Here is a 13,413-nt window from a genome sequence, read left to right as displayed (position 1 = left end):
CAGAAAACATACGGAGGAATATCTGTGGCAAAAAAACGAAAACCCAAAATGGAGCTTCGATATTATAAGATGCCGGAGGGGAGCCCCATCCTTGCATTGCTTGGACAGAAGTGGGTTCAGAATTATGGGAACGATATCGATTATCTCCATTTTCATAATTATCTGGAAATCGGATTCTGCTATGAAGGACAGGGATTTATGATACTTGGAGAGGATAAGGTACAGTTTCATGACCGGGATTTTACGGTGATCCCATTCAATTATCCACATACCACAAACAGTGATATTGGAACTATCAGCCGCTGGGAGTATCTTTTTATTGATGTAGAAGGATTCCTGGATAAATTTATTAATAATTCAGTAAAAAAAGAAAAAATCGTTCAGCGGATCAACTCCAGATCACTTTTTCTGAATGAAAAAGAAAACCGATCCATGGCAGGTAAGATCCTTAAGATTCTGGATATCATGCGGGATGGAGAGGAATTTTATCTGGAAGAAGCTAAGGGAGTTTTGGCATCGCTTCTTGTGGAAATCGCAAGGATAAACCGGGATTCAGGCGAAGAACGTTACAGCGAAGGCAGAGGAAAAGTCATGGATATGATCTCCAGGTTCCAGGAATATATTTCTGATCATTATATGGAGGATCTTCGTATTGACGAACTGGCAGAATACTGTCATATCAGTGAAACTCATTTGCGCCGGATATTTACGACTTATATGAAGATGAGCCCGCTGGAATACATCAATACGATCCGTATCCAGGCGGCCTGTGATTATCTGAAAAAAACAGATCAGCCAATTGCAGATATAGCACATAAGTGTGGTTTTACCACCAATTCCACATTTAACCGGAATTTTCGTCAGGTTACGGGAATGACACCTCTGGAGTGGAGAAAACGTCCGGAGAACTATGAACAGCAGCTTCTTAAGTTTGACATCCATTCAGAGGAAGGCTGGTAAAACAACAAAACCAGATCTGTGGATCTGTCACGACAGAATAGAAATATCAGACTGTATGTGGATCAGGCGGATAGAAAGAGGTAAGAAATGTACGATTACAGGATTGTGGAGCAGGTCTCCAGAAAAAAGAAACATATGTCAGGAACTCTCAGAAAAGTAATGGTGATCTTTGCGGTGATTTTTGTACTGATGGGTATCACGATCTCTCAGGCATTTATGCTTCCGGGATTTCTTCTGGCGCTGCTATATTTTGTTTATGACATATTCAGCCAGAGAGACTATGAATATACCATGGAAAACGGACAACTGACCATAGATGTGATCTATGGAAAAAAATATCGTAAAACAGCTCACGTGCTGAATCTTGAGGAGATGGAAGTGACAGCACCTCACTATCATGAAAAAGTGGCAAAATATAAAAAGAATACCGGAACGGAGAAACTGAAAAAATACGATTATACCTCTTATGAAGATGATGTGCCTTACTATACCATGATCATTCAGGAAGATGGACGTAAAATAAAACTTCTTCTGGATCTGACAGAGGAAATGCTGCATACGATGAAAACACAGTTCCCTGAAAGGGTTTATTTTGCATAATATGTAGAAATGCTTGTGAAACATGTATAAAAAACAATATGAAATTTTATGAAATAGAAACAAAAGTCTTCTTTTTTGACGAAAAATGTTTGCATAATGTCGAAAAAGGAGGCTTTTTTTGAAATTTTGACGAACGTAAAAAGAGAAAATCCTCAAAGTGCATATTTTTGTAAAAATATAGCTGGATAATAGTGCACAATCAATAAAATGGTTGAAATTGCACATTATATGAACAATTCTGCAAACTATAGAGGAAATACGGATGCTATAATTTATTCATAAGCAAACGGGAAATGCTTAATAAAGGAGGAAAAGTAAATGAAGAAAAAATTACTCGCAGTATTAATGACAGGTATCATGGCAATGTCTTTTGCTGCAACTACTACAGCAGTATATGCAAAAGGTGATGACGATAACACCCTGACTGTATGGGCATGGGATCAGAACTTCAACATCAAGGCTATGAATATTGCAGGTGAGCAGTATGCAAAGGATCACGAAGGATTCAAGGTTGATGTAGTTGAGACATCTTCTGATGACTGCCAGACCAAACTTACAACAGCAGCAAACGCCGGAGATTACAGCACACTTCCGGACATCGTTCTGATGCAGGACAACAGCTATCAGAAATATCTGAAGAGTTATCCGGATGCTTTTACAGATCTGAAGGATATGGATATCAACTGGGATGATTTCGGAAAACTGAAACAGTCCTACTCCATGGTAGATGACACACATTACGGAGTTCCGTTTGATAACGGTGCAACAATTGCCTGCTATCGTACAGATATCCTGGAAGAAGCAGGATATACCATTGATGATCTTACAGATATCACATGGAGCAAATTCATGGAGATCGGAAAAGACGTTCACGAAAAAACAGGTAAATATCTCCTTACAAGTGAAGCAACAGGTGGCGATACTCTGATGATGATGATCCAGTCCTGTGGAGCAAACTTCGTAAATGATGACGGAGAGGCTTATATCGTTGGCAACGATGTAGCAGAGAAATGCGTAGATCTTTATGTGGATCTTGTAAAGAACAATGTTGTTAAATTAGTAAATAACTGGGATGAGTACATCTCCACAATCACAGGCGGAGAGGCTGCCGGTATCGTTAACGGTAACTGGATCACAGCTACACTGATGGGAACAGAGGATCAGAAGGGTCTGTGGCAGATCACAACAATGCCGAAGGTTGACGGCGTTGATACAGCTACAAACTATGCAAACAATGGCGGATCTTCCTGGTACATTACATCCAACTGCAAGAATGTAGAGCTTGCTGAGGACTTCCTTGCAAGCACATTTGGTTCCAGCACAGACTTCTATGATGCAATCCTTCCGGAAACAGGTGCAATTTCCTGCTACCTGCCGGCTGGTGAGTCTGAGGTTTACAATGAGCCAAGCGAGTTCTTCAATAACCAGCCGATCTTCTCAACAATTGTAGAGTACTCTTCACACATTCCGGAATTTACAAAAACTCCGTACCACTATGAGGCAAGAGAGTGCATCAACACAGCTGTTGTTAATATCGTAAATGGCACAGACAAAGAATCTGCACTTCAGGAAGCACAGGATACACTGGCATTCAAGATGACAGAGTAAAGCTGAAATATTAAAGAAATACAAAGCAGGGGACTGCATGCAGTCCCTTGTCTTATGTAAAGGTTTAGATGTTTGAAAGGAGGAGTTCCTGTGAATTCCAAAAAAAGTGGCATGTCTCTGGTAGCGAAACAGAGAGCGGCAGGCTGGATCTTTCTGGCACCGGCAACGATCATGATCGCTGTCATGAGTTTTTATCCGATGATCCGTGCATTTATCATTTCTTTACAGACAGGTGCCGGAGCAAACATGAGGTTTGCGGATCCGATCTTCAGTAACTATAAACGTATCATGATGGATAAGGTATTCCAGCAGTCCATCGTCAATACTTTCCTGTATCTTATTATTCAGGTACCGATCATGCTGGTCCTTGCGATCCTGCTTGCACAGCTTCTGAATAACAAGGATCTGAAATTTAAAGGCTTTTTCCGTACATGTGTATTTCTTCCATGTGCAACATCTCTTGTATCTTATTCTCTGATCTTCCGTTCTATGTTTGCAACAGACGGTCTGATCAACAGCATCCTGATCAAACTTGGAATTTTAACAACTGGCTATAACTTCCTGGGTAACTCCACAAGTGCAAAGATCGTGATCATCATCGCACTGATCTGGAGATGGACAGGATATAACATGGTGTTCTATCTGGCAGGTCTTCAGAATATTGAATATTCTGTATACGAGGCAGCAAAGATCGATGGTGCCAATGGCTGGAAGACCTTCTGGAAAATTACCGTACCACTTCTGAAACCGACAATTATCATGACATTTATTATGTCGATCAATGGTACACTGCAGTTGTTTGATGAGTCTGTCAACCTGACAAAAGGTGGCCCGGCGAACTCAACCATCACAATGTCCCATTATGTTTATAATACATGCTTCATCAACGTGCCAAACTTCGGATATGCGGCAGCAATGTCATTTATCATATTTATCATGGTAGCGATCCTGGCCTTTATCAATTTGAAAGTAGGTGATACACGTGACTGAGAAAAAGAATAAATCCGCAATTCAGAGAAGATTGATCCCTACATATATTTTTCTGATCATCGTATCATTTATCTCTGTATTTCCACTGTATTGGATGATCTCTGCGGCAACCAATACATCCACAGATGTATCCAGAGGCCGTATCCTTCCGGGTACATATTTTATGCAGAACTTTAAAAACCTGACTGCACAGCAGCCGCTGTGGAGAGCTCTTGGAAACTCTCTGTTTTATGCAGTTCTTACTACAGTGATCTGCCTTCTGATCTGTTCTATCGCAGGTTATGGCTTTGAGGTATATCATGACAGATGGAAAGACAGACTGTTTTCCACCCTGCTTCTTGCAATGATGGTTCCGCAGGTTGCAACGATGGTTCCTTTATTTAAGATGTTTTCAAAAGCCGGACTCTTAAATACAGCGGTAGGTTTTATCCTTCCGATCATTTCCACACCATTTATGATCATGATGTTCCGTCAGAATGCCAGAGCATTTCCTATCGATATCATTGAGGCAGCACGGATTGACGGATTAAGCGAGGTAAGGATCTTTTTCCAGATGTTTATCCCGACTATGAAATCTACTTATGCGGCGGCAGCAGTTATCACATTTATGAATGCATGGAATTCCTATCTGTGGCCGAAGGTAATCATGACAGATAATAAGGCGATGACCATGCCGATGTTGATCGCCAATCTGATCACAGGATATGTAACGGATTACGGCATGCTGATGTGCGGCGTATTATTCTGTTCCATTCCGACCATGATCGTATTCTTCGTATTACAGAAACAGTTCGCAGAGGGTATTACTGGAGCTGTAAAATAATTTTAAAACAAAAAGGATGCTGCTGAAATCTTTAGGTATATTGTATAATATGCTTTAACTGAATTATGCAGGATCCTTTTCTTGACCAGAGCAGTTGTCTGGTATAAAGCTTCGTAGCAAAGCGGATGCTTTTGTCCGCTTGATGCGAATCAAATCATAAGGAGATAAAAAAATGGCAGAGCAGATCAGATATGACCATTATCTGCACGGCGGCGATTACAACCCTGAGCAGTGGCTGGACAGACCGGATATTCTGAAAAAAGATATCGAATATTTCAAAAAAGCCCATATCAATACCGTTTCCATGGGAATGTTTTCCTGGGCAGTGCTGGAGCCGGAAGAGGGAAGATATAACTTTGACTGGCTGGAAGAAGTGATCGATAATCTGTATAAAGAAGGAATTTATACGATACTTTCCACACCATCCGGAGCAAGACCGAAATGGATGGCAGATAAATATGAAGAAGTTCTTCGCATGGATCCGGATCGCACAAGAAGATTTTTCGGTGGAAGACATAATCACTGTTATACTTCTCCAGTATACAGGGAAAAAGTTTACAATATTAATAAGAAGCTTTCTGAACGTTTCGGAAAACATCCCGCAGTGCTTTTGTGGCATATTTCCAATGAATATGGCGGAGAATGCCACTGTCCTCTGTGCCGGGAAAAATTCCGGGAATGGCTGAAAGAAAAATACGGGACCATCGAAAATTTAAATTCCAGCTGGTGCACAACGTTTTGGAGCCATACCTATAACAGCTTTGATCAGATCGAAAGTCCTTCGCCAAAGGGGGAAAATGCTCTTCATGCACTTACCTTGGACTGGAAACGTTTTGTTACAGACAGGACTGTGGATTTTATGAAGCATGAGATTTCTGCGATCCGTGCAGGTGGTTCCGAGCTTCCGGCAACTGCCAATCTGATGTATGACTACAACGGACTGGACTATAAAAAATTTAAGGATGTTATGGATATTGCATCCTGGGATAATTATCCAAGCTGGCATAAAAAAGACAATTATACCACAGCGTTGGACGGAGCCATGCAGCATGATCTTATGCGAAGCATCAAGAAAGCACCGTTTCTTCTGATGGAATCCTGTCCCTCTGCGACCAACTGGAAGCCTATCAACAAGCTGAAAAAACCAGGAATACATCTGGCTGCCTCTCTGCAGGCAGTTGCTCATGGTTCAGACAGTGTTCTGTATTTCCAGCTTCGTCAGAGCCAGGGAGCCTCTGAGAAATTCCATGGTGCGGTGATCGATCACTACGGTGGGGATGATACTCGTATTTTCCGCGAAGTGACAGAGGTAGGAGAAGCGTTGGAGCAGATCCGGGAAACTGCTGGAAGCGTGACGAAGTCTCCGGTGGCTGTTCTCTATGACCGGGAAAATGACTGGGCGCTGAAGGATGCGCAGGGACCTCGAAACGAGGATATGCATTATCAGGAAACTGTACTGAAACAGTATCGTGCTCTCCGAAGAAAAGGCTATAATACAGATATCATCAATATGGAACATGAGCTGTCCCGGTACCGTTTGGTAACGGCACCGATGGCCTACATGTTTTATCATGGATATGCCGAAAAGCTTCGCACTTTTGCAAAAAACGGTGGTACTTTGGTAATTTCCTACTGGTCCGGACTTGTAGATGAAACAGATAAATGCTATCTGGAGGGAACCCCTCACGGACTGATGGAAGCAGCTGGTATCCGTACGGAAGAGATCGATGCACTTTATGACTGGGAAGAAAACGTAGGTATCCCGGAAACAGGAAATCATCTCAGAATTACAGAAAGCTATACCTGCAAAAATCTCTGTGAGCTTGCAAAGGTTTCCGATGCGGAAGTACTGCTGCGTTATGGAAGGGATTTCTATCAGGGGTATCCGGTACTGACTCACAAGAAATACGGAAAGGGCCATGTTTATTATGTGGCGGCAGATATGGAAGCAGCCTTTTATGAGGACTTTCTGGGAAGGGCAGCAGAGGAAGCAGGTGTGAAGATGCCGCTTGCATTTATACCGGAAGGTATTTCTGTGACAACCAGAGAAAATGAGGATACGGAATATCTGTTTATCCAGAATTTCGGAGAAAAGACAGAAACAGTTTCTGTCTCGGGGGATTACGAAGTTCTCTACGGATCAACAGATGAAAATATTGCTCCGCTTGCCACCAGGATCTTAAAGCGGAAAAAATAATCAAAGTAAAAAAATCACAGCAAAAGTATAAAGTATATTTGTTTTCGGACGGTATGCTTTTTACTGCTGTCTGGGAAAGAGAAGGTAAAATGGCAGGTACACCAAAAGAAGAGATAAAAAGAATAGCGGATCAGTTTGCATTTACCGGAGAACTGGTTTCCTGCGGCCCCTGCGGAAGCGGGCATATCAACGAAACCTATATGCTTAGATATCGGATCGGAGAGATGGGGTCCATTAAGGTGATCCTTCAGAAGATCAATCGGGAGATCTTTCAGAAACCGGAAGAACTGATGGAGAACATTGCCGGAGTTACCGGGCATCTGAAAAAGAAAGTTCTTCAGAAGGGGGGAGATCCGGAACGGGAGGTTCTGAACCTGATTCCGACAAAGGACGGGAAGGCATTCCTGACAGATGAAAACGGAGAATGCTGGAGAGCTTATATTTTTATTACCGATGCAGTAAGCTATGATCTGGCGGAAAAACCGGAGGATTTTTATGAAAGTGCAGTTGCATTTGGAAAATTCCAGGAAATGCTGGCAGATTACCCGGCAGAGACCCTGCATGAAACGATAAAGGATTTCCATGATACAAAGAAACGTTTTCAGACTTTGAAAAATGCCATAGAGAAGGACAGCCGCCATCGTGCCGCATCCGTAAAAGAAGAGATCGCATTTGCGTTTCAGCATGAGTATCTGGCAAATGTATTCGGTGAGCTTCTGGCAAAAGGTGAGGTGCCCCTTCGGGTAACACACAACGATACGAAGCTGAATAACGTTATGATCGACCTGGAAACAGGAAGAGGAATCTGTGTAGTGGACCTGGACACGGTTATGCCGGGACTTGCCATGAATGATTTTGGAGATTCCATTCGTTTCGGGGCCAGCACTGCATTGGAGGATGAGAAAGATTTAAGCAAAGTTTCCTGTGATATGGAGCTCTATGAAATCTATGTAAAAGGCTTTCTGGAAAGCTGTGGAGATAAGCTCAGTGCAAAAGAGATCGAGATGCTTCCCATGGGAGCTAAGGTGATGACTTATGAATGCGGCATTCGCTTTCTTACCGATTATCTGGAAGGAGATCATTATTTTAAGATCGACCGGGAAGAACATAATCTGGACCGCTGCCGCACACAGTTTAAGCTGGTGGCAGATATGGAACAGAAATGGGATACTATGCAGACGATCGTGAAAAAATATCAGAAATAAAAAACAGGGGTTTTTACAATGGAGGTAAAGCGATGAGCGAAACAAAAGGAAGAGTGACTATTCCGACAGATCTGGATGTGATTCCGGAGACACTGAAAATGCTGGACGAGTGGGGTGCAGATGCCATCCGTGACTGTGACGGAACGGAATTTCCGGCAGAGTTGAAGAAAACCGGCGCAAAGATTTATGCAACTTATTATACCACCAGAAAGGATAATGCCTGGGCAAAGGCCCATCCGGAAGAAATCCAGCAGATGTATATCATGACATCCTTTCACACGGCAGTGTCGGATACTCTGGAAATCCATCTGATGGATCATCTGTATCCGGATATGCTGGCGGTGAATACAAGAGATGATATCAGAAGATGGTGGGAAGTCATTGACCGGACTACAGGGGAAGCTGTCAGTACAGAGGAATGGTCATACGATGAAAAAAACGGAAATGTTGTGATCAGGCCGGCGAAAGAGTTTCATGAGTATACGGTAAGTTTTCTTGCATATATCATGTGGGATCCGGTACATATGTACAATGCAGTTGTCAATGACTGGAAGGATGTAGAGCCTCAGATCACTTTTGATGTGCGTCAGCCCGCAACACGTGCACATTCCATGGATCGCCTCCGCAGATTTCTGGATTCCCATGATTATGTGAATGTAGTACGATTTACTACCTTTTTTCACCAGTTCACACTGATCTTTGATGAGATGGCACGGGAAAAATATGTAGACTGGTTCGGATATTCCGCTTCGGTGAGTCCCTATATCCTGGAACAGTTTGAGCAGGAAGTGGGATATAAGTTCCGCCCGGAGTTTATCATTGATCAGGGATATATGAACAACACTTATCGGATCCCGTCGAAAGAATTTAAAGATTTCCAGGCTTTCCAGAGACGGGAAGTGGCGAAGCTTGCAAAGGAAATGGTAGACATTGTCCATGAATACGGAAAAGAGGCCATGATGTTCATGGGCGATCACTGGATCGGTATGGAGCCCTTTATGGATGAGTTTGCTTCCATCGGGCTGGATGCGGTAGTGGGAAGCGTCGGAAACGGAGCGACCTTACGTTTGTTCAGTGATATTAAACATGTAAAATATACAGAGGGAAGATTTCTGCCGTACTTTTTCCCGGACACCTTCCATGAGGGCGGAGATCCTGTAAAAGAGGCAAAAGTAAACTGGGTGACTGCAAGAAGAGCTATCCTTCGAAGTCCGATCCAGAGAATTGGATACGGCGGTTATCTGAAGCTGGCTCTGGAATTTCCGGATTTTGTACAGTATATCAAGGAAGTCTGCCAGGAATTCCGTGTGCTCTACGACAATATCCAGGGAACCACACCGTACTGCGTAAAACGTGTGGCTGTTTTAAATTGCTGGGGAAAAATGCGCTCCTGGGGAAACCATATGGTACATCATGCCATCTATTACAAGCAGAATTATTCCTATTTCGGAATCATCGAGGCATTAAGTGGTGCGCCTTTTGATGTGTCCTTTATCAGCTTTGATGACATCCGTCAGGATAAAGATCTGCTGAATGATTTTGATGTGATCATCAATGTAGGTGATGCGGACACTGCGCAGTCCGGTGGCGAGAACTGGGCAGATCCGAAGATTCTTACAGCTGTGCGGAAATTTGTCTATAATGGAGGCGGATTCATTGGAGTGGGCGAGCCAGCGGCTCATCAGTGGCAGGGAAAATTCTTCCAGCTGGATGATATTCTTGGTGTAGAGGAAGAAAGAGGATTTAATCTTAATACAGATAAATACAACTGGGAAGAGCATAAAGAGCATTTTATCCTGGAGGATACAGACGAAACCGTAGATTTCGGTGAGGGGAAAAAGAATATCTTCGCACTTCCGGATACGAAGATCCTTATCCAGAAAGATCAGGAAGTCCAGATGGCAGTAAAAACCTTCGGAAAAGGCCGGGGCGTTTATATCAGCGGACTTCCATACAGCTTTTGCAACAGCCGTATTCTTTACAGAGCCGTACTCTGGTCAGCGGCAGCGGAAGGTGAGCTTCACCGTTGGTTTTCTTCCAATTATAATGTGGAAGTACATGCTTATGTGAAAAATAAGAAATACTGTGTGGTAAACAACACCTATGAGCCACAGGATACCACCGTTTACACAGGGGACGGACGGAGCTTTGACCTTCATCTGGAAGCTAATGAGATCCGCTGGTATCAGATCTGAGAAAGCAGGATACAGGTTTACTGATAAAGAAAAGCTGTGAAATTGTCTGAGGGCGTTGACAGAGAAAAAAACTTATAATATAATAAATCCATTCCAAAAGTAGGAAAACAAAGCTGTTACAATAGAGAAAATCTATTATAACAGCTTTTTATTATTGTTGACAAACAATTTTGCTTATAAAGAGGAGAGCTTTATGAACAAAAAGATCAAAACCCTGTTTTGCAGAAAAAGAGTGCTTTTTCTCCGAAAAATAAAAGCAGAAAAAGCAGTATTGTGATAAAATAGAAGAAAAATATTTCAAAGACAAACTAAAATGATCAGAAGAAAAGAGGTAGATAGATTATGATAAAAGCAGAAAAAAAGACACTGAAGCTTTCAGTAGAGAAGCCTCAGTATATTACAGTAAATGATATTACTTACGCACAGGTGGATTCCTGGTTCGGACATTGCAGGCGGGATCTGAAACTGGATATAATCTACCCGGAAACAAAAGATGGAAAAATCTATCCCTGCATCCTCTGGATCTGCGGAGGCGCATGGCTGATGATGGATAAATCCGCACATAATCTTTATCTGAGCAGACTGGCATCCAGTGGCTTTGTAGTGGCAAGTGTGGAGTATCGTACTTCCAATCAGGGCCCGTATCCCATGCCGCTGCAGGATGTAAAGGCAGCTATCCGTTATCTGAAAGCCCATGCAGACCGGTTCCGCATCAACAAAGAGCAGATAGGAGTTATGGGAGAGTCTGCCGGAGGATATCTTACCTGTATGGCTGCGCTGGACAATGATCCGGCTCTGGATGTGGGAGAGTATCTGGAAGAATCCAGTAAGGTACAGGCTGCCTGCCCATGGTATCCGCCTACGGATCTTTCCGCATTTCCATGTGAATCTGCAGAAAAATGTGCTTCTTCCGCAGAATCCCTTCTGCTTGGATTTAATTCCATGTTAAATAAAGAAAAGGCATACCAGAGCAGTCCGGTTTCCAAGGTTACGAAGGATGCACCGCCATTTCTGATCATCCATGGCAACTGCGATCAGGTCGTTCCTTATGTTCAGTCGGAAACTTTATACGGACTTCTGGAGAAAAAAGACTGTGATGTCACTTTGCTGACACTGGATGGTGCAGACCATGCAGATATCCAGTTTTTCCAGGATGAGGTGTGGAACCGGATCGCAGAGTTTTTCCATGAAAAACTGAAATAAATAAAAGACAGGAGCACAGATCGTCCAGCAGTTGTTGTAAATATGTGATCCTGAAAAAAAAATAGCTGCAAATAAAAAGCAAGCAAATGAAAAACATGAAAATTTATACAGGTTGAAAAGGGTATCAAAATAAGGCCACCACACCAGTGCTGGTCTGAAAATATTATGATAATTAGATTCTGAAAGAGATGAAAGATATTCTTTCACTCGTCCGTAGTAGTTCTTAGATTGTTGCACTGCAGTCATATAGACATAGTAAGGCTTGCCTTGAGTCCGTTTCTTATCTAAGAACTGATAAAAGATCATCTTGAGGATGCGTTAATTAGGACATCCATACCTGAAATAAAGCCTTTCTTAGATCAGCGGAACCTCGTTTTGAGGTAGGAACACTTTTTCGTTCATAGGTTCCAGATTCATTAACACCGGGATCTACACCGGCAAATGCAGTAATAGCACTTTTGTGAGTGAAACGGGAAACATCTCCGATCTCAGCCATCAACTGAGGACCAAGAGAAGTTCCAACACCTTTCATAGCCATAACGACAGGATATTCCGGGAGTTTGGATGCAGTTTCATTCATGAGAGTGCGTAGTGACTCAACAGTTGTAGAGGCACTATTAAGCTGGTCTACAGCTTGCTTGATAATAAGCTTTGTAAGGGCATCCTTTGGAAGTACAGGAACAAGTTCCTTTGCTTTTCCATAGATTTCTTCAGCTTTTGACTGACTGAAGTTGTACTTCTTGCGTTTGCACCAGTTTTGATAATGGTCAATAAAGGCATTCAGGGACATTTTACGGACACAGTCCACATGCCAGTATGTAGATGCAAAATCAACCCATTTCTGGCTGCCGTCATTGCGTGCAGGACTGTCAAAGTAAGTATTAACACCAGGATAGGTTTGGTCAAGGATGCTGATAAGATTATTCTTCATGGCTGTTTTATGCTTCATGTAGAAGCCAAACTGACGGTTCATGGTTTTAAGCTGATTGCGTAATTCATCCATAACACTATACTGTTTAAGATTTTGCCATTTGTCAAGTGCATAGCGTGCAATCTTAACGGCATCCGCTTTATCAGATTTGACTTTACGAAGGGAATCATTATCAAAATCCTTGATAAGTTTGGGGTTAATGGTACTGACGAAAAGGTTAGCCTCTGAAAGCTGATGGGCAAGGACTTCGTAGTAACGTCCTGTATGTTCCATCACGATTCGTGACTCACCTTCAACAGAGTTGATGAGTTCTACAAGTGAATTAATGTCACTGGTTGTGTGTTTGATTTCAAAGGGGGTGGAAACAATTTCACCGAAAGGCCGCATGATAGCAACCATACTTTTACCCTTAGAAACATCGATACCTACTGCGTTCATAAATTTGTCACTCCTTAAGATTATTGCAATGGATAAGTGCCAGTTTTACTCATTGCTATTCAATCTACTGTGGTGTGACACGAATGCGCCTACGACGATTCAACTGCATAAAACGAACGCTGCGAATGAGGAGCTGGTTATCAGTCTATTTTACGGACGCGAAGTCCAAGAAAGGAAGCCGATATACCAATTGCTCCACCATTATACAGCTTAAGCAACAAGATGGATAATTCCTTACTGGCTGTAAGGGATATTAACCATAA

Annotated in this window: 9 protein-coding genes and 1 pseudogene; 9 read left to right on the top strand and 1 reads right to left on the bottom strand. The window is 42.5% G+C overall.

Going from position 1 to position 13,413, the window contains the following annotated elements:
* Window positions 1-24: 24 nt before the first annotated feature.
* The 9 genes from CCC70_RS12345 (at window position 25) to CCC70_RS12305 (ending at window position 11,781) form a co-directional block, all read left to right on the top strand.
* Entirely contained in the window at window positions 25-960 is a 936-nt protein-coding gene (locus CCC70_RS12345) for a helix-turn-helix domain-containing protein (RefSeq protein ID WP_287084955.1), read from the top strand.
* An 87-nt stretch (window positions 961-1,047) separates the two neighbouring features.
* Complete coding sequence (locus CCC70_RS12340) at window positions 1,048-1,560, top strand: hypothetical protein (RefSeq protein WP_118608894.1); 513 nt, start codon at window positions 1,048-1,050, stop codon at window positions 1,558-1,560.
* 318 nt (window positions 1,561-1,878) lie between these two features.
* Entirely contained in the window at window positions 1,879-3,168 is a 1,290-nt protein-coding gene (locus CCC70_RS12335; protein WP_118608895.1) for an ABC transporter substrate-binding protein, read from the top strand.
* Window positions 3,169-3,258: 90 nt separating this feature from the next.
* Window positions 3,259-4,158 (top strand): carbohydrate ABC transporter permease, encoded by a 900-nt coding sequence (locus CCC70_RS12330; protein ID WP_022426329.1) that lies wholly within the window; start codon window positions 3,259-3,261, stop codon window positions 4,156-4,158.
* The gene (locus CCC70_RS12325) at window positions 4,151-4,981 is read left to right on the top strand and encodes a carbohydrate ABC transporter permease (RefSeq protein ID WP_021651760.1); all 831 of its coding nucleotides are present in this window, start codon (window positions 4,151-4,153) and stop codon (window positions 4,979-4,981) included. The genes CCC70_RS12330 and CCC70_RS12325 overlap by 8 nt, the downstream gene beginning before the upstream one ends.
* Before the next feature lie 172 nt (window positions 4,982-5,153).
* The gene (locus CCC70_RS12320; protein WP_287084954.1) at window positions 5,154-7,178 is read left to right on the top strand and encodes a beta-galactosidase; all 2,025 of its coding nucleotides are present in this window, start codon (window positions 5,154-5,156) and stop codon (window positions 7,176-7,178) included.
* An 89-nt stretch (window positions 7,179-7,267) separates the two neighbouring features.
* Window positions 7,268-8,383 carry a phosphotransferase enzyme family protein gene (locus tag CCC70_RS12315; protein WP_015524392.1) on the top strand — a complete coding sequence of 372 codons (1,116 nt, stop codon included), beginning with the start codon at window positions 7,268-7,270 and terminating at the stop codon, window positions 8,381-8,383.
* Between the two features lie 32 nt (window positions 8,384-8,415).
* Window positions 8,416-10,578, top strand: coding sequence for a 1,3-beta-galactosyl-N-acetylhexosamine phosphorylase (gnpA, locus tag CCC70_RS12310; protein WP_287084952.1), 2,163 nt, complete (start codon window positions 8,416-8,418; stop codon window positions 10,576-10,578).
* 342 nt (window positions 10,579-10,920) lie between these two features.
* Window positions 10,921-11,781, top strand: a complete 861-nt coding sequence (locus tag CCC70_RS12305; protein ID WP_015524395.1) for an alpha/beta hydrolase — start codon at window positions 10,921-10,923, stop codon at window positions 11,779-11,781.
* Window positions 11,782-11,964: 183 nt separating this feature from the next.
* Here the strand turns inward: CCC70_RS12305 and CCC70_RS12300 are convergent.
* A pseudogene (locus CCC70_RS12300) lies at window positions 11,965-13,150 on the bottom strand (IS110 family transposase); the annotation flags it as partial.
* Between the last annotated feature and the right edge of the window lie 263 nt (window positions 13,151-13,413).

The organism is Blautia sp. LMAG:89, assembly GCF_008679485.1.
Lineage (GTDB): Bacteria > Bacillota > Clostridia > Lachnospirales > Lachnospiraceae > Blautia_A > Blautia_A fusiformis.
Note: the sequence above shows the minus strand (reverse complement) of the source record. Positions and strands in the feature narration are given on the sequence as shown.

Coding starts and splice junctions, on each gene's coding strand:
- CCC70_RS12340 (WP_118608894.1), top strand. CDS start 1,048: ATGTACGATTACAGGATTGTGGAGCAGGTCTCCAGAAAAAAGAAACAT.
- CCC70_RS12335 (WP_118608895.1), top strand. CDS start 1,879: ATGAAGAAAAAATTACTCGCAGTATTAATGACAGGTATCATGGCAATG.
- CCC70_RS12320 (WP_287084954.1), top strand. CDS start 5,154: ATGGCAGAGCAGATCAGATATGACCATTATCTGCACGGCGGCGATTAC.
- CCC70_RS12315 (WP_015524392.1), top strand. CDS start 7,268: ATGGCAGGTACACCAAAAGAAGAGATAAAAAGAATAGCGGATCAGTTT.
- gnpA (WP_287084952.1), top strand. CDS start 8,416: ATGAGCGAAACAAAAGGAAGAGTGACTATTCCGACAGATCTGGATGTG.
- CCC70_RS12305 (WP_015524395.1), top strand. CDS start 10,921: ATGATAAAAGCAGAAAAAAAGACACTGAAGCTTTCAGTAGAGAAGCCT.